Here is a 21,606-nt window from a genome sequence, read left to right on the forward strand (position 1 = left end):
GATCAAGACTCCAGGGCAATCCAGATGGTTTTCAGTTCGGTGAATTTTTCCAGCGCGTGCAGCGATTTATCGCGCCCGTTGCCGCTCTGCTTGTAGCCGCCGAACGGAACGGTCATATCACCATCGTTGTAGTTGTTGACGAAGACCGAACCGGCCTTCAGGCGACGGCTCATGCGGTGGGCGCGGGAGAGATCGCGGGTCCACACCGCGGCGCCGAGGCCGTAGTCGCTGTCGTTGGCGAGCTTTAGCGCCTCGTCTTCGCTTTTGAAGCGCGTCACCACCAATACCGGGCCGAAGATCTCTTCCCGGCTGAGGCGAGAGGCCGGGTCGACGTCAACGAAAATGGTCGGACCGACGGCGGCAGGCCACGGATTTTTACGCCCGTCGAGGAACAGGGTGCTTTGGCTTTCACCGCCGCGAATAAAGCTATGCACGTTGTCGGCATGGGTATTGTCAATCAGCATCCCCATGGTGGTGTTCGGGTCGAGCGGGTTGCTTGGCTGCCAGTGTTGCGCCTCGGCTTTCAGCCGCGCCAGGAACTCGTCGGCGATGCTCTCCTCGAGCAGCAGGCGGGTCCCGGCGATGCAGACCTGGCCCTGGTTGTAGAAGATGCCGCCGGCGGTGGTGCTGACCGCTTTTTGCAGATCCGGGCAGTCGGCGAAGACGATGTTGGCGCTCTTGCCGCCGGCTTCCAGCCACACGCGCTTCATATTGCTGTCGCCGGCATCCTTCAGCAGCTGCTTGCCGGTGCGGGTGGATCCGGTGAAGGTAATGACTTCGACATCGGGATGCAGGGCCAGCGCCTGTCCCGCCTCATGACCAAAGCCGCTGATCACGTTCAGCACCCCGTCCGGCAGGCCGGCCTCTTTTGCCAGCCCGGCCAGACGCAGGGCGGTGAGCGGCGACTTTTCCGAGGGTTTGAGGATCACGCTGTTGCCCGCCGCCAGCGCCGGGCCAAGCTTCCAGCAGGCCAGCAGCAGCGGGAAGTTCCACGGCACCACCGCGGCGATCACGCCAATCGGTTCGCGAACGATCATCGCCAGCTCGTTGCTGCCGGTGGGGGCCACTTCGCCATAAACTTTATCCAGCGCTTCGGCGTACCAGCGAATGGCGCGGGCGGCGCCGGGAATATCGTCGCGCAGACTGTGGCGGATCGGTTTGCCGGTATCCAGCGTTTCCAGCAGCGCCAGCTCTTCGCGATGGGCTTCCATCAGGTCGGCAAATTTAGTGAGAACCGCTTTACGCTGTGCGGGGGACGCCTGCGACCAGTCGCCGTTATCAAAAGCCTGGCGCGCGGCTTTTACCGCCAGCTCAACGTCGGCTTTTTTACCGCGGGCGACCTGGGCTAATGTCTGTTGCGCGGCAGGGTCAATGGTTTCAAAGGTGGTATTATCGGCCGCGGCGCAATATTCGCCGTTAATAAATAAGCGCGTTTCAATGGCCAGGTTTTTCGCTTTTTCCTGCCAGTAAGCCAGGTGCTGAAAATTCATCATGACTCCTTAAAAACATTATCGGCAAATTAATCAGTTCGGCGTATTCAGGCTGCACGAGGGCACTGCGCCGGGCGCAGGGCATAGCGTATCCCCGGAGTTGAATACCGTTTTATTCCCCTGAATAGTTCAGGAGCGCGTCGCCATGCACTGGCGTTAATTATTTCAGGGCCAGCAGGAAATAATATTCCGTACGGCGCAGGCGTTATTACTACGAGTTCTTCGCCGCGACGAAAATAAAATTTCCGCCGCCGCAGGCCTGAAAAAAGCCTGAACCTGGTTCAGGCTAAATATTCAGAAAGTGGTGGGGGTGTGGGCACTGATGATGCGGCAGATACCTGCCGAGGTGTTGCTGAAGCTGTGCGGGATGCCGGTATTAATGGCATAGCTTTGTCCAGCCACCAGGTGGTACGACTGACCGTTAATGGTCAGCACGATCTCACCTTCCAGTATGGTGCCTATCTCCTCACCCTGATGCTTAATTCTCTCCCCGGTCGTGGTTCCAGGCTGGTAAGTTTCAAAAATCATCGCCAGCGTACGGTTCGGATTTCCGTTATGAACCAGCTTCATGGAAACGCCCTGACTTCCCATCTCAATCAGGTCATCCTGATTAATGACCACCTGGGGTTCGTCCGGCTTTTCGGGTTCAGAAAAGAATTCCGAGAGCGACAGCCCATAGACTTTCAGCAGCTTTTGCAGCGTACTGATGGCAGGACTGACTTTGTCCTGCTCTATGGTGCTGATGGCACTATGTGTTAACCCAGACAGTTCGGCGGCACGACGCTGCGAGAGACCCAGCTGTTGGCGGATCTCTGACAGACGCTTCCCTGGCGCCAGTCCGTCATCGCTCATATTTGCATTTCCTTAACGGTAGTGGTCAGCGCCGCCGCTTTTCAGCATGATGGCCCTGACAGGCGGTGATAAAACCATCAAACAACATACGCGACAGGGCGTATTCGCTACTGTTCCATTCAGGATGCCACTGTACGCCCAACGCGAAAGGATGATCGTTCACGCTGACCGCTTCCACCAGTCCATCCGGCGCTCGCGCCTCCACGCGCAGCTGCGGGCTCAGGGTTTTTGCCCCTTGCCCATGTAGCGAGTTTACCCAAAACGTGTTGCAGCCCGGTATCAATTGCGACAGCAATCCTCCTTCCTGAACCTCAACCTGATGGGACGGCGCATACTGCTGCTCGACGGGCAGTTCAGGATCTTCACGATGTTCAAGGAGCTCAGGCTGCTCAAACAGACGACGATACAGAGTCCCGCCGGTGGCGACAACCAGTTCCTGCAGTCCACGACAGATGGCGAAAATGGGGATGCGCCTTTCGAGCGCGGCGTTAATCAGCGCCATGCTCAGAAGATCACGCCCGGGGTCGGCGTCAGGCTCATCGCCGTTTTCACCATAAAGGTGCGGCTGCACATTACTGGGGCTGCCTGGCAGGTAAATCCCGTCCAGTTTATCGACTAACGCATCCAGCAGCTCCGGCTCCGCCAGCGCATGCGGCAGGGCGATCGGCAGTCCGCCGGCGTTAACAATGGCATTCAGGTACTTTTCTTGCAGAGTCTGGGTCTGGTGACCCTTAAGCCTGTTTCTACACATCACGACGCCAATAACTGGCTTGTACATTATATTTTCCATGATCGCCCTCACAAAGTGGACTAAATTATGACCGCTATAGCGGGTTTAACGGCCATATCGTTCAATATTTTCTCAATCTAGCAGTGGAAATAGCCCTTTGCAAACTTAATTTAACATTTGACAAACAATTTATTTGCATACACAGTCGATGGGGTGGACATTATATTTAACGGCCTGAGTGCAGGGCCGAAACCAAACCAACGGCGGTGAATCATGGAAACCAATATCGTAGAAGTAGAGAATTTTGTTCAGCAGACGGAAGAGAGACGGGTCAGCGCGTTCGCGAAAGAAGTGAAGCGCTACCTCGAAACCTACCCCGATACCCAGTATGTCGATGTCCTCCTTACCGACCTGAACGGCTGCTTCCGCGGCAAGCGCATTCCGGTTGCCGGCCTGAGCAAACTGGAGAAAGGCTGTTATTTCCCGGCCTCGGTGTTTGCAATGGATATTCTTGGCAATGTGGTGGAAGAGGCCGGCCTGGGTCAGGATATGGGCGAACCGGATCGCAGCTGCATTCCGGTACCCGGCACCTTAACGCCTTCGGCGGCTGACCCACAATCGATAGCCCAGGTACAGCTGACCATGGTTGATGAAGATGGCGCTCCCTTTGACGTTGAGCCGCGGAACGTACTCAACCGCCTCTGGCAGCAGTTGCGCCAGCGCGGGCTGTTCCCCGTGGTAGCGGTAGAGCTGGAGTTCTATTTACTGGACCGCAAACGCGACGCCGAAGGCTACCTCCAGCCGCCGTGCGCGCCGGGCACCGACGATCGCAACACCCAAAGCCAGGTCTACTCCGTCGATAACCTGAACCACTTTGCCGACGTGCTTTATGACATCGACGAGCTGGCCAAACTGCAGCTGATCCCCGCCGACGGCGCGGTGGCGGAAGCCTCGCCGGGCCAGTTTGAAATCAACCTTCACCATACCGATAACGTGCTGGATGCCTGCGATGATGCGCTGGCGTTAAAACGTCTCGTGCGTTTAATGGCGGAGAAGCATAAGATGCACGCCACTTTTATGGCGAAGCCTTATGAAGAGCATGCGGGCAGCGGGATGCACATCCACATCAGCATGCTGAACAATAAAGGGGAAAACGTGCTGGTGGACGGCGACGGGGAAGACTCTGTGCTGCTCAAACGCGCGCTGGCCGGGATGATCGATCTGATGCCGGCCTCGATGGCGCTGCTGGCGCCGAACGTGAACTCGTATCGCCGCTTCCAGCCGGGGATGTACGTCCCGACGCAGGCTTCGTGGGGGCATAACAACCGCACCGTGGCCTTGCGTATTCCGTGCGGCGAGCGGCAGAACCACCGCGTCGAGTATCGCGTGGCGGGGGCGGACGCCAACCCGTATCTGGTGATGGCGGCGATTTTTGCCGGCATTCTGCACGGGCTGGATAACCCCCAGCTGCCTTTGCAGGAAGAGGTGGAGGGTAACGGTCTGGAACAAGAGGGCCTGCCGTTCCCGATCCGTCAGAGCGACGCGCTGTGGGAGTTTATGCAGAACGATCATCTGCGCGAGCGCCTCGGCGAGCGTTTCTGCCACGTTTTCCATGCCTGTAAGCATGATGAATTACTGCAGTTTGAGCGTCTTATCACAGAAACCGAAATCGAGTGGATGTTGAAAAACGCCTAATGGTCGCCCCGCGAGGGGCCCATGAGTTTGGTAATCAGTAGCATCATACGGCCTGAGCGGAGCCTGGTCGTCCTTTTTGCTGGGAGCCCAGCCATTTCCCGGATGTCGCGTTAAGGAGCGCAGGCGGCAACGGGGCTTCAGTTAACGACACAGTGTGTGACGAGGAAATGAGATGATGCAGATGTTCAAATATCCGCAGGGAGAGGGAGGCCGCTCAGGCCGCATTGGATGCCAGCCAGCTACCGCTCACCGGTCCGTCTTACCCTTTTATCTACGCCTTACCCCTTTGCTAAGCAGGTTTGTCACGCGGACGTTGGGCCCGCAAACTGTTATCAGCAAGGGGGGAATGGGCGATGGCTATTAATCTTCCTGCGCATAACGCCGCTCAGGCGGGCAGACCGCGTCTGCGTAAATCCCTCAAACTCTGGCAAGTGGTGATGATGGGGCTGGCCTATCTGACGCCGATGACGGTGTTTGATACCTTCGGCATCGTCTCCGGCATCAGCAATGGCCACGTACCGGCGTCTTACCTGCTGGCGCTGGCCGGGGTGCTGTTCACCGCCATCAGCTACGGCAAACTGGTGCGTCAGTTCCCGGAAGCCGGTTCCGCCTATACCTACGCGCAAAAATCCATCAGTCCGCACGTTGGCTTTATGGTCGGCTGGTCGTCGTTGCTCGATTATCTGTTCCTGCCGATGATCAACGTCCTGCTGGCGAAGATCTACCTTTCGGCGCTGTTCCCGGAGGTGCCGCCGTGGGTGTGGGTAGTGACCTTTGTCGCTATTCTGACCGCTGCGAACCTGAAAAGCGTTAACCTGGTGGCCAACTTCAACACCCTGTTCGTGCTGGTGCAGATCTCGATTATGGTGGTGTTTATTATTCTGGTGGTGCAGGGGCTGCACAAAGGCGAAGGGGTGGGGACCGTCTGGTCGCTGCAGCCGTTTATCAGCCAGAATGCGCACCTGATCCCGATTATCACCGGGGCGACCATTGTCTGCTTCTCGTTTCTCGGCTTCGACGCCGTGACCACCCTGTCGGAAGAGACCCCTGACGCCGCGCGGGTGATCCCGAAAGCAATTTTTCTTACCGCGATGTACGGCGGTATTATTTTCATTGTCGCGTCGTTCTTTATGCAGCTGTTCTTTCCGGATATTCATCGCTTTAAAGATCCCGATGCCGCGCTGCCGGAGATTGCGCTGTACGTGGGCGGCAAGCTGTTCCAGTCGATCTTCCTGTGCACCACCTTTGTTAACACCCTGGCGTCGGGCCTGGCCTCCCATGCCAGCGTCTCTCGTTTGCTGTATGTGATGGGCCGCGACAACGTCTTCCCGGAGCGCATTTTTGGCTATGTGCACCCGAAATGGCGTACCCCGGCGCTGAACGTGATTATGGTGGGTATCGTTGCGCTGTCAGCGCTGTTCTTCGACCTGGTGACCGCCACGGCGTTGATCAACTTTGGCGCACTGGTGGCGTTTACTTTCGTTAACCTGTCGGTGTTCAACCACTTCTGGCGGCGCAAGGGCTACAACAAGACCTGGAAGGATCGTCTGCACTATCTGCTGTTGCCGATGGTGGGGGCGTTGACCGTGGGCGTGCTGTGGATCAACCTCGAGGCTACCTCGCTAACGCTCGGTCTGGTGTGGGCGGCGCTTGGCCTGCTGTATCTGACTTATCTGACCCGGCGCTTTCGTAAACCGCCGCCGCAGTTTGATGCGACGAAAGCGGAGCAGGCCTGAGAGTCATAAAGGCGAATCCAGGCGTTGAATGAAGGCAGGCTCATGGGCCTGCCTTCGTTTTGGCGACAGTAAGGGACCGTACAGGCGCGTCAGGAAATCTGCAGAAAACGGCAGGGAACGGAAGGTATTATTTCTTCTTTTTATGGACAGGCAACTGACTGGCGCGCCGCTCTTTGAGGTACGACACCAGACTGTAAATGGCGACGCCCAGCAGCGCCACCGCGACGATAAAGAGAATAAGACCCGACATAGACCAACCTAATATTCTGTTTAGAAAGGGAAAAAGATACAGGGCGCGATTGAAGATAACATCGGGATATGTCTGAAAGATGACGTCTCATCGCGAGAATAACCGCCGCCGGGGTTGTGATAATATATTTCCCGCACGAATGTGACCGCCGGAGTTTCACCTGAAATGACGTAACACTCCGTTAAGTGATTTTACAGAAGTATGGCGTACAGAGGGTTACGCTGACGGCGAATGAGAATGTTCTGAGAGTAAGACATGTATAAGAAAACCCTCGGCCTGCTGGGCGTGGTGCTGGCGCTAACCGCCTTCGCCAGTCAGGCTGAAAGTGAACGTCAGGCGAGCCGCGAGCGGATCGTGGAGCAGGTTCTCAAACCCTGTGAAGGTAAAAAAGCGGGCGATAAGGTGATGATAACCGATCGCCGCGGCGGGGAGCACGAGGCGATCTGTACCCTGACGGCGGTTCCGCTACCGGAGTAACCACCGCCGCGAGGTGCTGGTTAGCGATACCGTGGCGCCGGCTCCCCGGTTCGGGCGGTGGTAAACAGCGCCAGCCTGGCCCGCTCATAAGTATCCCACAGTTTCAGGTCATGAACCGGCGGTAACGTGACCTTCTCCCCCAACGCCAGTCCACGGAGGGCGGCGTCCACCAGATCCTCTGTGGTCATCACCGTGCCGCTGGGCAGGGCATCCAGCGCCACCCCGGAAGTCGGCCAGAGATCGGTGGCGGTCGCCGCCGGCAATACCACCTGAATACGCACGCCGCTGTCGGCAAACTCATCCTGCAGACCGCGGGTAAAGCTCAACACCCAGGCTTTGCTGGCGCTGTAGACCGCGCTACCTGGCAGCGTATGCAGCGCGAGGATAGAGGCAATATTGATCAGCGTACCGCGACCTCGGGGAGCGAAAGCCGCCAGCGCGGCATAGCTCAGACGCAGCAGCGCCGTGGTGTTCAGCGTGTGAATCGCCTGATGCTCGCGCGGTGTACTGGCGAGGAAGCCTGCCATTTTCGCTGTGCCGGCGTTGTTAATAAACAGATCGATGGCGGGATCCTGTTGCAGACGTTGCTCTACAGCGGCAATGCCTTGCTCCTCACTGAGATCGACTTTGAGGATGCTGGCCTGGATGGCAAAGCGTGACTGTAGCTGATCGGCGAGCGCCTGCAGCCGGTCTTCACGGCGGGCGGCGAGGATCAGATCGTAGCCGCGGGCGGCGAGTCGTTCAGCATAGATCGCGCCGATACCTGAGGACGCGCCGGTGATAAAAGCAGTGTGCGATGGTTGGGTCATGGGAAGAGCCTCGTAAAAGGTTTTATTATTAAACCAAGTTGAGCATGGAATAAGTGGTTTAATAATGCAACTATTTTGCCGGGCTTTTTTTATTTTTGCCTGCCGTGAGCAGCGATTAGTCGTGCAACGGAATAGCAATCGTGATGTCTGCCGGGGCCAGCTCACGGCCATCGGCCGCCTGCAGGACCAGCTTACGCAGGGGCTGGCGCTGCTGACGGTCAATGAGCCGGGTCGCCGGTTCGTTCGGGTCAAAAAGATAGTCGTCTGCCCACTGGGAGAGGGCGACCAGCACTGTCTGCAGGGCGCGACCCTTGTCGGTCAGGACATACTCCTGCCAGGCGCTGCCGTCGGAGGCCGGCTGCAGGCGCAGGATACCCTCATCCACCAGCATTTTCAGCCGCCCGGCGAGCATATTTTTGGCGATGCCGAGATTTTTCTGGAATTCACTAAAACGGCGCACCCCGCGCAGGGCATCGCGGACGATCAGCAGCGACCACCAGTCGCCGATAACATCGAGGGAGCGGGCTATAGGGCAACAGCTGTTTTCCAGACGGGTACGTTTCACGAAGGCCTCCAGGTTAATTGTTTCATTATAAAACTATTTGCCCGGCAGGGGAAATTTTCGGCTGCGGTCTAAGTTTGCGAGCGATTACCAGGAAATATGTCATAAATCCGTCACAATTAACGCGATGATAATAAATGACTAAGGATGAAGGGATGAAAAAACGTCTACTTGCCGCCGCCATAGCGGGCGCGGTGATGTTATCCGCTGGCGCTCAGGCGCAGGACACTGCCGCCCCGGAGGGGTATCAGCTGCAGCAGGTGCTGATCATGAGCCGTCACAACCTGCGTGCGCCGCTGGCCAATAACGGCAGCGTGCTGGAGCAGTCGACAGCGAAAGCCTGGCCGCAGTGGGATGTGCCGGGCGGCCAGCTGACCACCAAAGGCGGGGTGCTGGAAGTCTATATGGGCCACTATATGCGCGAATGGCTGGCGCAGCAGAAGCTGGTGACCAGCGGCGAGTGCCCGCCGGAAAACGCGGTTTACGCCTATGCCAACAGCCTGCAGCGCACCGTTGCCACCGCGCAGTTCTTTATCACCGGCGCGTTCCCTGGCTGCGGCATTGCAGTGCATCACCAGCCGCAGATGGGCACCATGGATCCGACCTTCAACCCGGTTATTACCGACGACTCCCCGGCGTTTCGCGAGAAAGCGCTGCAGGCGATGGAAAAAGAGCGCCAGGGGATGCAGTTGACCGAGAGCTACAAGCTGCTGGAGACGATGATCGATTACCGCAACTCGCCCTCCTGCAAAGAGAAGCAGGTCTGTTCCCTGAGCGAGGGTAAGGATACCTTTAGCGCTGGTTATCAGCAGGAGCCGGGCGTGACCGGGCCGCTGAAGGTGGGTAACTCGCTGGTGGACGCCTTCACCCTGCAATATTATGAAGGTTTCCCGAAAGACCAGGTGGCGTGGGGGGAGATCGCCAGCGATAAGCAGTGGCAGGTGCTGTCGAAGCTGAAAAACGGCTATCAGGATAGTCTGTTTACCTCGGTGGCGGTGGCGCAAAACGTCGCCAAACCGCTGGTCAAATATATCGATAACGCTTTAGTGGGTGAAGACGCCAACAAGGCGAAAGTCACGCTGCTGGTGGGGCACGACTCGAATATCGCTTCGCTGCTGACGGCCCTGGACTTCAAGCCCTATCAACTGCCCGGCCAGTACGAGCGCACGCCCATCGGCGGTAAACTGCTGTTTCAGCGCTGGCACGACAGCGGCAGCAATCGCGATCTGATGAAGATTGAGTATGTCTATCAAAGTACCGAGCAGCTGCGTAACGCCGACGCGTTAACCCTGCAGTCCCCGCCGCAGCGGGTCACGCTGGCGCTTAACGGCTGCCCGGTTGACGCTCAGGGATTCTGCCCGCTGGAGACCTTCAAAAAGGTGATCAACGAGGCGGCGAAATAATGTAAAAAAAACCCGGAGCAATCCGGGTTTATGCTCGATGGTAATATGCTGAAAATTATCTACGTGGATAGTCTGTACGTTAATGTGTTGATATTTTCAGTGAGGATGCACATAATTTATTGAGAAATAAGAGGGCATGTGAAACAATAGACTTATATTATGGATGGTTTATGAGTGATTCATGGATGATATATTCAAGCGTTAATTATGAGCTTACTAAGACTGAAGCTTGTACAATTAGAGCGTACTTGCTGAAAAATTATTTAAGATATTTATTGAAGGATAATATACAAAAAACAAAAACCATGAAATGGTTCAAGGTTGACGACAAGTGTAAGTTTGCACGCCGATTTAATATTGTGATGAGCATCTCAATTTTTTTATCCTTTATTATGTTCTTTATGCTTCTTGGTTATTCTGTTGAATCTGTGCTTGCATTTTTAATTGTATTTCCGGCAGTTATTTTTATCTTTAAAAAATACAAATACCGATTACAGGACTTTTGTTATAAAACCTATTCGGCAAGGTGTATTAAATATAGGAAGTTTACGCTTCGTTGTCTTACTATAATAAGGGCTAATGGTTTGATAAAGATCAGTATGCACTCATTGCGCAGAACCAAGAGCGTAGAGTTGAACAATATTGACGGCCTGGGAAAGATAGTCACCAGTGCGGGAAAAATGCAGTATTTTGAATGTAGCACTTTACGAGTCGTTGCAGATGTCGGTGATGTTATTTTTTACGGGGTGATTGACAGGGATAATGGGAATTTTTATATACTGCCGATCCCGGTAAGGTATCATTCACGGTTTGCACGCGTCATAACCGGCAACCATAATACGCTTTAAATGGCTATTTTTTTAGCGAGACAATCAATAACAATGCCTGCCAACATTCAAAATGTTGTCAAGGGGATAAGGTCAGTTATGACCAACTTCATCCGGGAATATGCGGGCCTGAAGCCCGCATTAGGTGATCGACGTCAGACGTTTTTACGCTCAATCGTCTGTTCACCCCAGAACAGCGCATCTTTATCGGTTTTGGCAAAGGCCAGCGCCAGTACTTCGTCGCTGCCTTCCTCCCAAATTTGCTCCGCCAATTTTTCATCATAATGGGCGACTTCAAAAATCGCTTCGGCGATCTCCGGCGAGGTGTTACGTAAACTTGCCCATTCGCCGACGCGATGTGCTTTTGCTTCTTGAGTTGGCATAGTGCTCCTCCTGCAGAAGATTAGCCGTGGACTTTAACGGCCAGTTTGGCGACATGTTCGCCCTGATAGCGGGCAATGGCTAACTCTTCCTCACTCGGCTGACGTGAGCCGTCGCCGCCGGCAATGGTGGTCGCGCCATACGGGGTGCCGCCGCGGACCTGGGAGATATCAAACAGCTCCTGGGCGCCATAGCCGATCGGGACGATGATCATGCCGTGGTGGGCCAGCGTCGTCCAGGTTGAGGTGATCGTTTGTTCCTGGCCACCGCCGGTGCCGGTTGAGCTGAACACGCTGGCGATTTTGCCATACAGGGCGCCGGACGCCCACAGGCCGCCGGTTTGATCGAGGAAGGTGCGCATCTGTCCGGACATGTTGCCGAAACGCGTCGGGGTACCAAAGATGATGGCGTCATACTCTGCCAGCTCCTGCGGCGAGGCGACGGGCGCGTTTTGCGTTTTCCCGCCTGCTTTGGCAAATGCTTCAGCCTGCATGGTTTCCGGCACGCGCTTCACAACCACCTCAACGCCATCCACCCGGTTCGCCCCATCGGCGACGGCGTGAGCCATGGTTTCAATGTGTCCATACATGGAATAATAAAGCACCAGAATTTTAGCCATTTCCATCACTCCTCGGTTGCGTTATAAGCCAGCCAAATGGCTGGTTACCTTTAAAGATAAAGCCTCTGTCGGAGAGTGCAAATCCAACAGGCATTTATTTGATTTATAACAAAATGACAAAGCGTTATTTACTTTTCCTTGCACAGCGCGGCCTGAGCGGCAGAGAAGAGGGAAGCTATGCTTTCGTTATTCTGGCCGCTGCGGCAGGGGTGTAGCATCAGGATACATTTTTGCCGACTATTTTTTCTCCGTCAGTAGAGGTGGTTAGGAGCCGTTCGCGGCGCGAAGGGACTTTTTTCGCCCGGGTTTGTTTCTGGATATTACATTTGCCGCCGTCAGCAGCCGTCATTCACTAACCTTATAGGTACGCGGTACGACAGCGGCATCGCCGCTCCCGCGTAATGCACTATGATGTCTAACCTAATGGAGGTCAGTAATGGCAAACCATCGTGGCGGCTCAGGTAACTTTGCTGAAGACCGTGAAAGAGCATCAGAAGCAGGACGTAAAGGTGGCCAGCATAGCGGGGGGAATTTTAAAAATGACCCTCAGCGCGCCTCAGAGGCTGGCAAAAAAGGGGGTAAAAACAGTCACGGTAGTCGTGAGAGTTAACGTGCGGCCCGCACGGTTCTCTTTGATGCGGTGTTAATCTCCCCGACCCAACCGCATCGCCCCTCGCCGCCGGCATCTGCCGGCGGTTTTTTTATCTGTCGGTGGTTGCACTCCCGCCGGGCGGATTGCACACTGGTCGCCCGTTAATCGTCATGGCTGTCTTATGTCTTTGTTAAAATTCTCCATTACCCGCCAGGAAGTGCTCCTCATCATGATCACCATGTTCTGGGGAGGAACCTTTCTCGCCGTGCAGTATGCGGTGAGCCTCAGCGGGCCGCTGTTTTTTGTCGGTCTGCGCTTCGCGACCGCCGCGCTGGCGGTGGGCCTGCTCTCGCTGCGCACTCTGCGCGGTCTGACGTGGCTGGAGGTGAAAGCGGGGGTGGCGATTGGCGTGGCGATTGCCCTGGGATATGGCCTGCAGACCTGGGGACTGCAGTCGATCTCCAGCAGTAAATCTGCCTTTATCACGGCGATGTATGTGCCGCTGGTGCCGCTGCTGCAGTGGCTGTGTCTGGGCCGTATGCCGGGGGTGATGTCCTGCATAGGGATTGTGCTGGCCTTTATCGGTTTGATCCTGCTGGCCGGGCCGGAAAATAATCTGCTGGCGCTTGGCGTGGGGGAGATAATCACGCTGGCGAGCGCAGTGGCGATCGCGGCGGAGATTATCCTTATCAGCGCCTGGGCCGGGAAAGTCGATGTCCGCCGGGTGACGGTCGTGCAGCTGGCGACTGCGTCGCTGGTGGCTTTCGCCGCCATGAAGCCGGCCGGTGAGGTGGTTCCGCCGTTGACGCCGACACTGCTCGGCGTCGCGCTGGGGCTGGGGATTTTCAGCGCGATCATTCAGGTGACCATGAACTGGGCGCAGCGTAGCGTCTCGCCGACGCGGGCCACCCTTATCTATACCGGGGAACCGGTATGGGCCGGTATTTTTGGCCGGCTGGCCGGCGAACGTCTGCCGCTGCTGGCCCTCCTCGGCTGCGTCTTTATCCTTGCGGGGGTACTGGTGAGCGAGCTGAAGTGGAAGCGCAAATCGCCGCCGCAGATTGCAACGAATGACGATGCGCCGCCGCTCCCGGACCTGGCCGATCGCCGCGAGCCATAATTTTACGCATCTGATCCTACAGCAGCGCTTATTCTGGCTGGTGCTCGTCCGGCTCTGATTGTCTCCAGGCCTGCGCAAGCGCCGCGCCGCCGGGCGATGGCATCAGGCACAGAGCTGCCTTTTATGCCGGGCGGCGGCTCACGCCTTGCCCGGCCTACGTTCGTGCGACCTGCCGTTAATTTATTCACCTTTCTTGCTGAAACTGCCGGTGTTGGCGGCCTCAAAATCGCTGAGACGTTCCCGGAAGGCCGGGGCAGCCCGCATGGATGCGGGCTGAGGGCCGTGTTTTGCATGGACGCTGCCTCGGCCCGACCCGAAGCCTGCAGGGATAAGTCGAAGGCACCGCGCAGTGGCGATTTTGCTGGCCGGAGCCCGGGGGTACAGGGGGCGGCGGCGACTGGCCGCCCCCTGTGCGCTCCCTGCGCCAGGAGAGGCATAACGCAGAAGACCTATCGGGAGCGCCATCTGCCCGGAAATAACACAGAACAACCGTTTTTCCGGGGCGAAACCATTGCTAACCGAAAACCCTATCGAATTATCCAGCCCTGACGGTCAGTCGGCCCGCGCCAGCGCAGCGCCGCCGGGCGATGGCATCAGGCGCGGCGTCGCTTTTATGCCGGGCGGCGGCTCACGCCTTGCCCGGCCTACATCCCAAAATCACCGCGGGTCCTGGGGCTGCTGAAACTGCCGGTGCTGACGGCCTCAACATCGCTGAGACGTTCCCGGAAGGCCGGGGCAGCCCGCATGGATGCGGGCTGAGGGCCGTGTTTTGCACGGACGCTGCCTCGGCCCGACCCGAAGCCTGCAGGGATAAGTCGAAGGGACCGCGTAGTGGCGATGTTGCTGGCCGGAGCCCGGGGGTACAGGGGGCGGCGGCGACTGGCCGCCCCCTGTGCGCTCCCTGCGCCAGGAGAGGCATAACGCAGAAGACCAATCGGGAGCGCCATCTGCCCGGAAATAACACAGAACAACCGTTTTTCCGGGGCGAAACCATTGCAAACCGATAACCTTATCGAATTATCCAGCTCCGGCCGTCAGTCGGCCCGTGCAAGCGCAGCGCCGCCGGGCGGTCAGGCTCCGTACCTGCGGCGGTGCCGGATGGCGGCATAAATGCCTTATCCGGCCTACAGGCTCACACCACCCAGGCCCACGCGCCAACGCCGCGCTAATGTGGCTTACACCGGCGTTACCCTGGCCTCCTTCGCCTCGCGCATTCCGCGATGAAGCAGCGCGTGCAGCAGGATCGCCCCGAAGGTGGCGGTGCCAATCCCGCCCAGCGTAAAGCCGCCCAGCGACAGCGCGAAATCCCCTGCGCCCAGCACCAGGGTCACCGACACCATGATCAAATTGCTGTTCTGGCTGAGGTCGACGCGGTTTTGCACCCAGATCCGCGCCCCGGCGACGGCAATTAAACCAAAGACCACGATCGAGGCGCCGCCGATCACCGGCCCGGGAATGGTGTGGATTAATGCGCCAAACTTCGGCGAGAAGCCCAGCAGCATGGCAATCAGCGCGGCGGCGACAAAGACCAGCGTCGAATAGACCTTGGTCACCGCCATGACGCCAATGTTCTCCGCATAGGTGGTGACCCCGCTGCCGCCCACCGAACCGGAGAGCATGGTCGCCAGCCCGTCGCCGACGAAGGCGCGCCCCATGTACGGGTCCATATTGCGCCCGGTCATTCCGGCGACGGCCTTCAGGTGCCCAAGGTTCTCGGCCACCAGGATCACCGCGACGGGCGCAATCAACATCATCGCCTGACCGTTAAAGGATGGGGTGGTAAAGTGCGGCAGCCCGAACCACGCCGCCTGGGCGAGGGGGGAGAAGTCCAGCGGCTTGCCAAGGCCAAAGCCGTTAGCCAGCAGGGCGTACAGTGCGCAGGCGACGATCAGGCCGACCAGGATCAGCAGACGCTGCAGCATCCCGCGGGTAAATACCGCCACTATGCCGATGCAGAGCACGGTCAACACCGCCATCCAGCTGTCGAAGGCGCTGGCGGAGACGCTGCGCACGGCAATCGGCGCCAGGTTCAGGCCGATAGCCATCACCACCGCGCCGGTCACCACCGGCGGCATCAGGCGCTCGATCCAGCGGGTGCCGATCTTCATCACCACCAGACCAATCAGGGTGTAAACCAGCCCGCAGGCGATGATCCCGCCAAGGGCGACGCTCAGATGAGGGTTCAGCCCCTGGCCGTTAAAGCCGGTAATGGCGATCACCACCCCGACAAAGGCGGCGCTGGAGCCGAGATAGCTCGGCACCCGTCCGCCGGTGACGATAAAGAACAGCAGGGTGCCGACGCCCGACATCAGAATCGACAGGTTGGGGTCGAGCCCCATCAACAACGGCATCAGCACCGTCGCGCCGAACATCGCAACGGCGTGCTGCACGCCCATCACCAGCGTTTGCCCGGCCGACAAGCGTTCATCGGGCGCAACAACGCCGGACTCAGCGGCGGGGGAGGTCAACTTCCAGCGAGGAAAATCGAAGAGTGCCATGATGATATCCCGGGTTAAAGGTTAACAAGCGGGTCGCATAAGCGTGTGATAACCGCGGTCAAACCACATCAGTCCCCGGGGCTCCGGGTGACGGGTAATGGCCACGACGTGACAAAACAGGATGTCGTGCGTGCCGACGCTGACGCGCTGGTCAATGCGGCAGTCAAAGCTGACCAGCGCCGCCTCCAGCCGCGGACAGCCGGTGGCGCCGGTCTGCCAGTCGGCGGCGGCAAAGCGCTCGTCCATCGCCGTTTTACCGCCAAACAGCGTCGACAGGGCCTCCTGGCCGGCCGCCAGGGTATTGACGCACAGCGTGTGGTGTTCGCTGAACACCGGCCACACCGAGGCCGAGCGGTTCAGGCAGACCAGCAGGGTCGGCGGCGCGTCGGTGACGCTGCAGACCGCGCTGGCGGTAAACCCCGCCCGGCCCGCCGGGCCATCGGTGGTAATGATGTTAACCGCGGCGCCGACGTGGGCCATGGCGTCACGGAAACTCTGTTTGTCTGCTAACTCCATCGCCAACTCCTTATGCCAGCAGGCAGGCTTCATCAAAAGACAGACGCGGCAGGCGGCCGTACAGCTTGCCGGGATCGCCATAGCCGATGTTCACCAGCAGGTTGCTTTTCCAGCCGTTGTCGGCGAAAAACGCCGCGTCGACTTTTTCCCGGTCAAAACCGGACATCGGCCCGGTGTCGAGGCCCAGCGCGCGGCAGGCGAAAATCAGGTACGCCGCCTGCAGTGAGCTGTTGCGAAACGCGGTCTCCTCCGCCAGCTGCGGACTGGAGGTAAACCAGCTGCGGGCGTCACCGTGGGGAAACAGGGTCGGCAGCCGCTCGTAGAAGGCGCTGTCCCACGCCACGATAGCGGTCACCGGCGCCTGCATGGTTTTCTGCAGATTGCCGCTGGAGAGCGTCGGGCGGAGCTTCTCTTTGCCTTCCGCGCTGCGCACGAACACGATGCGCGCCGGCGAACAGTTGGCGGAGGTGGGCCCCATTTTCATCAGGTCCCAGACGGCCTGCAGCTGTGCGTCGCTCACCGGTTTATCCAGCCAGCCGTTGTGGGTCCGGGCCTGGGTAAACAGCGTCTCGCAGGCCGTGTGGTTTATCGCGTCGTTCATCGGATCTCCCTGGCGACCGGCAGCATAGCGGCCAGCCCGTCGCATAAAATGGTATTAAAGGTATCGGCGTCGGTGACGTTACAGGCATGGCCGCCCCACGGCATCTCCACACGCTGGCTGCCGGGGATCGCCGCCTGCAGCACGCGGGAGCAGGAGGCGGGGACCAGCAGGTCGTCAGCGGCGCTGACAATCAGCGTCGGGCAGGCGATGGCCGCCGCCCGGCGTGAAAAATCAGCCTGCTTCAGGGCCTGCAGCCGCTTCAGCAGATTCTCCTTGCCCTGAAAATGGCTGATGGCAAGCGCATCTTCCGCTTCGAGGCGCGGCAGGCGCGCGGCCATCCATTCCGCCGGGTAGAGAAACAGCGGTTGCGCTTCAACCCACGCCTGCGCGCCGCCGGCATGCAGCAGACGCTCGCGGACCAGGAAGCAGCGGCGGGTGTGCGGCGACAGCGTCAGCCAGCCGTTGACCAGCACCAGGGCGCTCACCGCCTCGGGATGATCGAGCGCCAGCTGCAGGCCAATCAGCGCCCCCAGGGCGTGGCCCACCAGCGCAAAGCGGGCGATCCCCGCCGCCTGCAGGGCGCGGAACAGCTCCTGGGCCATCGTCGCCATGCTGTAGTCGGCGGGCAGCGGGCCGGCGTTTTCCCCGGTCCCGTTATGGTCATAACTCACCAGCTGATACTGTGCCTCCAGCGCCGCGCGCTGCGCCAGCCAGTAGCCGCCACCCCCGCCCAGACCGGCGCTGAGGACCACCACCGGCGCGCCGGGCCATGGGGCCGGGGCGATATTGAGCCTCATCATGTCGGGGTGCCGATATGGGCGACGGTGGCGATTTCCACCAGCGCATCGGGCTTCACCAGTCCGCACTGAATGCAGAAACGCGCCGGTTTATCGCCGGGGAAGAACTCGGCGTAGACCTCGTTAATCGCGGCGTAATTTGTCCAGTCGGTGATAAAGATGCTGTTGAAAGTCACATCCGCCATACTCCCGCCCGCCGTTTCGATAACGCTCCTGATGGTCTCCAGCACGTGGCGGGTTTGCGCCTTTGGGTCGCCGATGTGCACCACATTGTTTTGCTTATCAAACGGCAGGGTGCCCGAGACGTAGACCACCCCGTCGGCGAGCGTCCCCGGAACAAAGGGGGCAATCGGCGTGGTGGTGCCTGGCGGAATAATCACCTGTTTAGGCATAACGTTTCTCCTTGGCTAAAGCCAGCGAGGTGGCGGGGGACAGCGCGTGGCAGAAGCTCTCGACGTCGCTGACCCAGCCGAAAAAGGTTTCAATATTGAACAGCGCCGCCTGCTGGGCGAAGGCCGGGCCGGCCTGATGGGTGGCATCCTCCAGCACGATGCCGAAGTATTCGAGAAAGAAGCCATCGCGCAGCGTTGATTCGACGCAGACATTGGTGGCGATCCCGGTGAACACCAGGTGGCGTATGCCGCGGCTGCGCAAAATGCTGTCGAGCGGGGTGTTAAAGAAGCCGCTGTAACGCGGTTTCGGCAACACGATGTCGCCTTCCAGCGGCGTCAGCTCGTCCACCAGCTGATAATCCCAGCCGCCTTTCGCCAGCAGCTTGCCCTGCAGCTCCGGACGCTGACGCATCGTTTTCAGCGCGTTGGATTTGTGATAGTTCGGCGAGCCCGGGCCGCCCGCTTCAACATACTGATCATCCCAGCCATTCTGGAACCAGATAATCAGCATGCCCGCGGCGCGGGCGGCGGCGACGGCGGTATTAATATTGTCGATAACCGGCCGGGTGGCGGAGACGTCAAAGCCGGCGAGATCCAGATAGCCGCCCTGGCTGGCGTAGGCGTTCTGCATATCGACAACAATCAGCGCGCTCTGCTGCGGCGCGAAGGTCAGGGATTCCGGGCGAGCGGGAAGGGTAATCATCAGGCCACCTCACGGGTAACTGGAGCAATGTGGTCCCGGCAGCGCATCAGCGGCTGAATGCGTTCGCCAAAGGCGTCGATGCCGGCAAGAAAATCATCAAAGGTCAGCAGCACGCCGTCGGTGCCGGGCACGCTCGCCACTTCATCGAGCATGCGCGCGACGCTGGCATACGATCCGACAAGGGTGCCCATATTAATGTTGACCGCCGAGGTGGGGTCAGCCATCTGGCGCACGTTGGTATCGCTGCCGGAGCGGGTGTCTTTCTGACTCTGCTCGGTGAGCCACGCCAGCGCTTCTTCATCGGCGCCCGCTTTGTAATGTTCCCATTTGGCGCGCGCCGCCTCGTCGGTTTCGTCGGCGATCACCATGAACAGCACATAGGATCCTACGTCGCGGCCGGTTTTTTCCGCCGCCTGCATCATGCGCGCGGCGGTCGGGGCAAAGGCCGTTGGCGTGTTGACCCCTTTGCCAAAGCAGAAGTTGTAGTCCGCGTGCTGGGCGGAGAAGGCCATACCGGCATCGCTCTGCCCGGCGCAGATCACCTTCATCGGCTGCGAAGGGCGCGGGCTGACCCGGCAGTCGTTCATGGTGAAGTAGTCGCCTTTGAAATCGCTGCGCCCGGTGCCCCACAGGTCACGGAGCACCTGGACGTATTCGGTGAGATAGTCATAGCGGCTGGCGAAATAGTCATCTCCCGGCCACATGCCCATCTGGTCATATTCCGGTTTTTGCCAGCCGGTCACCAGATTGACGCCAAACCGGCCGCCGGAGATGGAATCGATGGTGGAGGCCATCCGGGCGACAATCGCCGGCGGCAGCGTCAGGGTGGCGGCGGTGGCGTAGATCTGGATCTTCGAGGTCACCGCGGCCAGGCCGGCCATCAGGGTGAAGGACTCCAGGTTGTGATCCCAGAACTCGGTTTTCCCGCCGAAGCCGCGCAGCTTGATCATGGAGAGCGCGAAGTCGAAATGGTAGTGCTCGGCCTTCTGTACGATAGCCTTATTCAGTTCGAAGGTCGGCATATACTGCAGGGCATGGGTAGAGATCAGCCAACCGTTGTTGCCAATGGGAACGAAAACACCAATTTTCATACCTACCTCTCTGCAGTCATGGAAGATGAAGTTGCGGTGGTGCGGCATCCTGCCTCTCTCTGGACCACCTCGCAGAAGAGCTAAAGCAAAGGCGATGCCAGTTTTATAAATGCTAATGTTATTAATGTGTTACTTTTGAGTTGCTAAAAAGGACGATAAAAAAGTGGACTGAATGGTCAAAATCAGTGCACGAAAAAACGGCAGTCATGCGCAATCAGGGTGCACGGGGTCGTGTCGGGGCAGGGCTTTTGCTATGCTGGAGGCGTCAACTGAAGGAGAGGATGTATGGCACAGGGCGCCGCGAAAAAAACCGGTAAACGTTCACAAGCGGTAAGCGCCAAAAAGGAGGCCATTCTGGCCGCCGCGCTGGAGGCCTTTTCGCAATTTGGCATTCACGGTACGCGACTGGAGCAGGTGGCTGAGCGCGCCGGGGTATCGAAAACCAATCTGCTCTATTACTACCCTTCGAAAGAGGCGCTGTATGTGGCTGTCCTGCAGCAGATCCTCGCCATCTGGCTGGCGCCGCTGAAGGCGTTTCGTGAGGACATCAGCCCGCTGGTGGCGATCCGCGAATATATTCGCCTGAAGCTGGAGGTGTCCCGCGATCATCCCCAGGCCTCGAAGCTGTTCTGCCTCGAGATGCTGCAGGGCGCGCCGCTGCTGATGGGCGAACTGACCGGGGATCTGAAAGCGCTGGTGGATGAGAAATCGGCGATTGTTTCCGGCTGGATCGACCGCGGCAAGCTGGCGCCGGTCGATCCGCAGCATTTAATCTTTATGATCTGGGCCACCACCCAGCATTACGCCGACTTTGCCACCCAGGTGGAGGCAGTCACCGGCGCCACGCTGCAGGACGCGGCTTTTTTTGAACAAACGGTCGATAATGTCCAGCGGATGATTATCGAAGGCATTCGCGTCCGTTAATTGGCCGGCGGCAGCGGGCAGCTTTGATCGCCATCCTCGCACTGCAGCAGCGAGGCGAGGAATGACTCCCGCTCCACGCTCTTATCGGTCATGCACTGGCTGACCAGCATCGGCTGCATGCTGCCGCCTTCGGCGCCGGAGGCGAGAAAGGCGCAATCGGCGTCGCGCAGGGCGATCCATGCCTGCTGCGCCTGCTTCAGTAATGTTTGTTGTTTACCCGCCGCCCGCTGCAGGGCCTGCTGCCAGGTGTCATTCAGTTTTTTATCGGCCGCCTGAAACTGCGCGGCCGCGCACTGATTCATTTCGGTTTGGGTATTGGCGTTGCTGCACTCGTCCGCCAGCGCCGCGCCGCTGGCCAGCAGGGCCACTACGGCAAATAACATACGTTTCATTGTTCTGCTCCCATAAAAAAGGCTCCCCTCCGGGAGCCTTAATTAAGCACAGCTGACGTCGGCTGTCATTAGCTGATCACCGCGCCGCTCTCCCGGATAGCGGCGCACAGCGCCTTATCCGGGCTACCTCGTTGTATTGTTATATTGTT

26 protein-coding genes are annotated in these 21,606 nt (G+C 58.6%); 9 read left to right on the forward strand and 17 right to left on the reverse strand.

Annotated features, from left to right (window positions below; all coding sequences use genetic code 11):
* Window positions 1-2 precede the first annotated feature (2 nt).
* From puuC to puuD, 3 genes are all read right to left on the reverse strand, one after another.
* Window positions 3-1,490, reverse strand: coding sequence for an aldehyde dehydrogenase PuuC (gene puuC, locus ACKLKD_RS17735; protein WP_087805457.1), 1,488 nt, complete (start codon window positions 1,488-1,490; stop codon window positions 3-5).
* A gap of 294 nt (window positions 1,491-1,784) precedes the next feature.
* Window positions 1,785-2,342 (reverse strand): HTH-type transcriptional regulator PuuR, encoded by a 558-nt coding sequence (puuR, locus tag ACKLKD_RS17740; RefSeq protein WP_002898590.1) that lies wholly within the window; start codon window positions 2,340-2,342, stop codon window positions 1,785-1,787.
* 25 nt (window positions 2,343-2,367) lie between these two features.
* Window positions 2,368-3,120 carry a gamma-glutamyl-gamma-aminobutyrate hydrolase gene (gene puuD, locus ACKLKD_RS17745; RefSeq protein WP_165931820.1) on the reverse strand — a complete coding sequence of 251 codons (753 nt, stop codon included), beginning with the start codon at window positions 3,118-3,120 and terminating at the stop codon, window positions 2,368-2,370.
* A gap of 225 nt (window positions 3,121-3,345) precedes the next feature.
* Between puuD and ACKLKD_RS17750 the strand changes: the two genes are divergently transcribed.
* From ACKLKD_RS17750 to ACKLKD_RS17760, 3 genes are all read left to right on the forward strand, one after another.
* Entirely contained in the window at window positions 3,346-4,767 is a 1,422-nt protein-coding gene (locus tag ACKLKD_RS17750) for a glutamine synthetase family protein (RefSeq protein ID WP_008805927.1), read from the forward strand.
* A gap of 181 nt (window positions 4,768-4,948) precedes the next feature.
* Entirely contained in the window at window positions 4,949-5,131 is a 183-nt protein-coding gene (locus ACKLKD_RS17755) for a hypothetical protein (protein ID WP_420061980.1), read from the forward strand.
* Window positions 5,121-6,503 carry an APC family permease gene (locus ACKLKD_RS17760; protein ID WP_087805459.1) on the forward strand — a complete coding sequence of 461 codons (1,383 nt, stop codon included), beginning with the start codon at window positions 5,121-5,123 and terminating at the stop codon, window positions 6,501-6,503. Before ACKLKD_RS17755 ends, ACKLKD_RS17760 begins: the two co-directional genes overlap by 11 nt.
* A gap of 127 nt (window positions 6,504-6,630) precedes the next feature.
* Here the strand turns inward: ACKLKD_RS17760 and ACKLKD_RS17765 are convergent, their stop codons facing one another.
* Window positions 6,631-6,753: a small membrane protein gene (locus tag ACKLKD_RS17765; protein WP_002898600.1), complete on the reverse strand. Its 123-nt coding sequence runs from the start codon at window positions 6,751-6,753 to the stop codon at window positions 6,631-6,633.
* A 255-nt stretch (window positions 6,754-7,008) separates the two neighbouring features.
* Between ACKLKD_RS17765 and ACKLKD_RS17770 the strand changes: the two genes are divergently transcribed.
* Window positions 7,009-7,230: a hypothetical protein gene (locus ACKLKD_RS17770; protein WP_025714365.1), complete on the forward strand. Its 222-nt coding sequence runs from the start codon at window positions 7,009-7,011 to the stop codon at window positions 7,228-7,230.
* 20 nt (window positions 7,231-7,250) lie between these two features.
* Here the strand turns inward: ACKLKD_RS17770 and ACKLKD_RS17775 are convergent, their stop codons facing one another.
* Together ACKLKD_RS17775 and ACKLKD_RS17780 are read right to left on the reverse strand one after the other, a co-directional pair.
* Entirely contained in the window at window positions 7,251-8,039 is a 789-nt protein-coding gene (locus ACKLKD_RS17775) for an SDR family NAD(P)-dependent oxidoreductase (protein ID WP_080924456.1), read from the reverse strand.
* A gap of 115 nt (window positions 8,040-8,154) precedes the next feature.
* A complete protein-coding gene (locus ACKLKD_RS17780) occupies window positions 8,155-8,604 on the reverse strand; it encodes a winged helix-turn-helix transcriptional regulator (protein WP_025714363.1) in 450 nt (149 codons plus the stop codon).
* 152 nt (window positions 8,605-8,756) lie between these two features.
* On the opposite strand from ACKLKD_RS17780, the gene agp reads away from it, so the two are divergent.
* A complete protein-coding gene (gene agp, locus ACKLKD_RS17785) occupies window positions 8,757-10,004 on the forward strand; it encodes a bifunctional glucose-1-phosphatase/inositol phosphatase (protein ID WP_080924457.1) in 1,248 nt (415 codons plus the stop codon).
* A 170-nt stretch (window positions 10,005-10,174) separates the two neighbouring features.
* Complete coding sequence (locus ACKLKD_RS17790) at window positions 10,175-10,852, forward strand: hypothetical protein (RefSeq protein ID WP_025714361.1); 678 nt, start codon at window positions 10,175-10,177, stop codon at window positions 10,850-10,852.
* A 134-nt stretch (window positions 10,853-10,986) separates the two neighbouring features.
* Here ACKLKD_RS17790 and ACKLKD_RS17795 read toward each other — a convergent pair whose 3' ends face one another.
* The 3 genes from ACKLKD_RS17795 to ACKLKD_RS17805 form a co-directional block, all read right to left on the reverse strand.
* Window positions 10,987-11,214, reverse strand: a complete 228-nt coding sequence (locus ACKLKD_RS17795; RefSeq protein WP_008805934.1) for a YccJ family protein — start codon at window positions 11,212-11,214, stop codon at window positions 10,987-10,989.
* A gap of 20 nt (window positions 11,215-11,234) precedes the next feature.
* A complete protein-coding gene (wrbA, locus tag ACKLKD_RS17800; protein WP_025714360.1) occupies window positions 11,235-11,831 on the reverse strand; it encodes an NAD(P)H:quinone oxidoreductase in 597 nt (198 codons plus the stop codon).
* Between the two features lie 217 nt (window positions 11,832-12,048).
* Complete coding sequence (locus ACKLKD_RS17805) at window positions 12,049-12,180, reverse strand: hypothetical protein (protein WP_042929851.1); 132 nt, start codon at window positions 12,178-12,180, stop codon at window positions 12,049-12,051.
* A gap of 87 nt (window positions 12,181-12,267) precedes the next feature.
* Here ACKLKD_RS17805 and ACKLKD_RS17810 point away from each other — a divergent pair, with 87 nt between their 5' ends.
* Both ACKLKD_RS17810 and ACKLKD_RS17815 read left to right on the forward strand, forming a co-directional pair.
* The gene (locus tag ACKLKD_RS17810) at window positions 12,268-12,441 is read left to right on the forward strand and encodes a general stress protein (RefSeq protein WP_002898708.1); all 174 of its coding nucleotides are present in this window, start codon (window positions 12,268-12,270) and stop codon (window positions 12,439-12,441) included.
* A 163-nt stretch (window positions 12,442-12,604) separates the two neighbouring features.
* On the forward strand, window positions 12,605-13,543 hold the full coding sequence (locus tag ACKLKD_RS17815; RefSeq protein ID WP_042929850.1) for a DMT family transporter: 939 nt from the start codon (window positions 12,605-12,607) through the stop codon (window positions 13,541-13,543).
* Between the two features lie 1,175 nt (window positions 13,544-14,718).
* Here the strand turns inward: ACKLKD_RS17815 and rutG are convergent.
* Genes rutG through rutA form a run of 7 tightly spaced genes read right to left on the reverse strand, consistent with a single transcriptional unit; the run spans window position 14,719 to window position 20,141 of the window.
* Entirely contained in the window at window positions 14,719-16,041 is a 1,323-nt protein-coding gene (gene rutG, locus ACKLKD_RS17820) for a pyrimidine utilization transport protein G (RefSeq protein WP_087805462.1), read from the reverse strand.
* Window positions 16,042-16,062: 21 nt separating this feature from the next.
* Window positions 16,063-16,557 (reverse strand): NADH-dependent FMN reductase RutF, encoded by a 495-nt coding sequence (rutF, locus tag ACKLKD_RS17825; RefSeq protein WP_080924460.1) that lies wholly within the window; start codon window positions 16,555-16,557, stop codon window positions 16,063-16,065.
* 10 nt (window positions 16,558-16,567) lie between these two features.
* Entirely contained in the window at window positions 16,568-17,158 is a 591-nt protein-coding gene (locus tag ACKLKD_RS17830; RefSeq protein ID WP_080924461.1) for a malonic semialdehyde reductase, read from the reverse strand.
* On the reverse strand, window positions 17,155-17,958 hold the full coding sequence (rutD, locus tag ACKLKD_RS17835) for a pyrimidine utilization protein D (protein ID WP_080924462.1): 804 nt from the start codon (window positions 17,956-17,958) through the stop codon (window positions 17,155-17,157). The genes ACKLKD_RS17830 and rutD overlap by 4 nt, the downstream gene beginning before the upstream one ends.
* Complete coding sequence (rutC, locus tag ACKLKD_RS17840; protein WP_025714590.1) at window positions 17,955-18,347, reverse strand: pyrimidine utilization protein C; 393 nt, start codon at window positions 18,345-18,347, stop codon at window positions 17,955-17,957. The genes rutD and rutC overlap by 4 nt, the downstream gene beginning before the upstream one ends.
* The gene (gene rutB / locus ACKLKD_RS17845; RefSeq protein ID WP_080924463.1) at window positions 18,340-19,050 is read right to left on the reverse strand and encodes a pyrimidine utilization protein B; all 711 of its coding nucleotides are present in this window, start codon (window positions 19,048-19,050) and stop codon (window positions 18,340-18,342) included. The genes rutC and rutB overlap by 8 nt, the downstream gene beginning before the upstream one ends.
* Window positions 19,050-20,141 carry a pyrimidine utilization protein A gene (rutA, locus tag ACKLKD_RS17850; protein WP_087805465.1) on the reverse strand — a complete coding sequence of 364 codons (1,092 nt, stop codon included), beginning with the start codon at window positions 20,139-20,141 and terminating at the stop codon, window positions 19,050-19,052. Before rutA ends, rutB begins: the two co-directional genes overlap by 1 nt.
* A gap of 285 nt (window positions 20,142-20,426) precedes the next feature.
* Here rutA and rutR point away from each other — a divergent pair, with 285 nt between their 5' ends.
* Window positions 20,427-21,065, forward strand: a complete 639-nt coding sequence (rutR, locus tag ACKLKD_RS17855) for an HTH-type transcriptional regulator RutR (RefSeq protein WP_087805467.1) — start codon at window positions 20,427-20,429, stop codon at window positions 21,063-21,065.
* Here the strand turns inward: rutR and ACKLKD_RS17860 are convergent.
* A complete protein-coding gene (locus tag ACKLKD_RS17860) occupies window positions 21,062-21,457 on the reverse strand; it encodes a lysozyme inhibitor LprI family protein (RefSeq protein WP_025714593.1) in 396 nt (131 codons plus the stop codon). The two genes, rutR and ACKLKD_RS17860, sit on opposite strands and share 4 nt — an antisense overlap.
* Between the last annotated feature and the right edge of the window lie 149 nt (window positions 21,458-21,606).

This window comes from Klebsiella sp. 10982 (genome assembly GCF_048589245.1).
GTDB lineage: Bacteria > Pseudomonadota > Gammaproteobacteria > Enterobacterales > Enterobacteriaceae > Klebsiella > Klebsiella quasivariicola.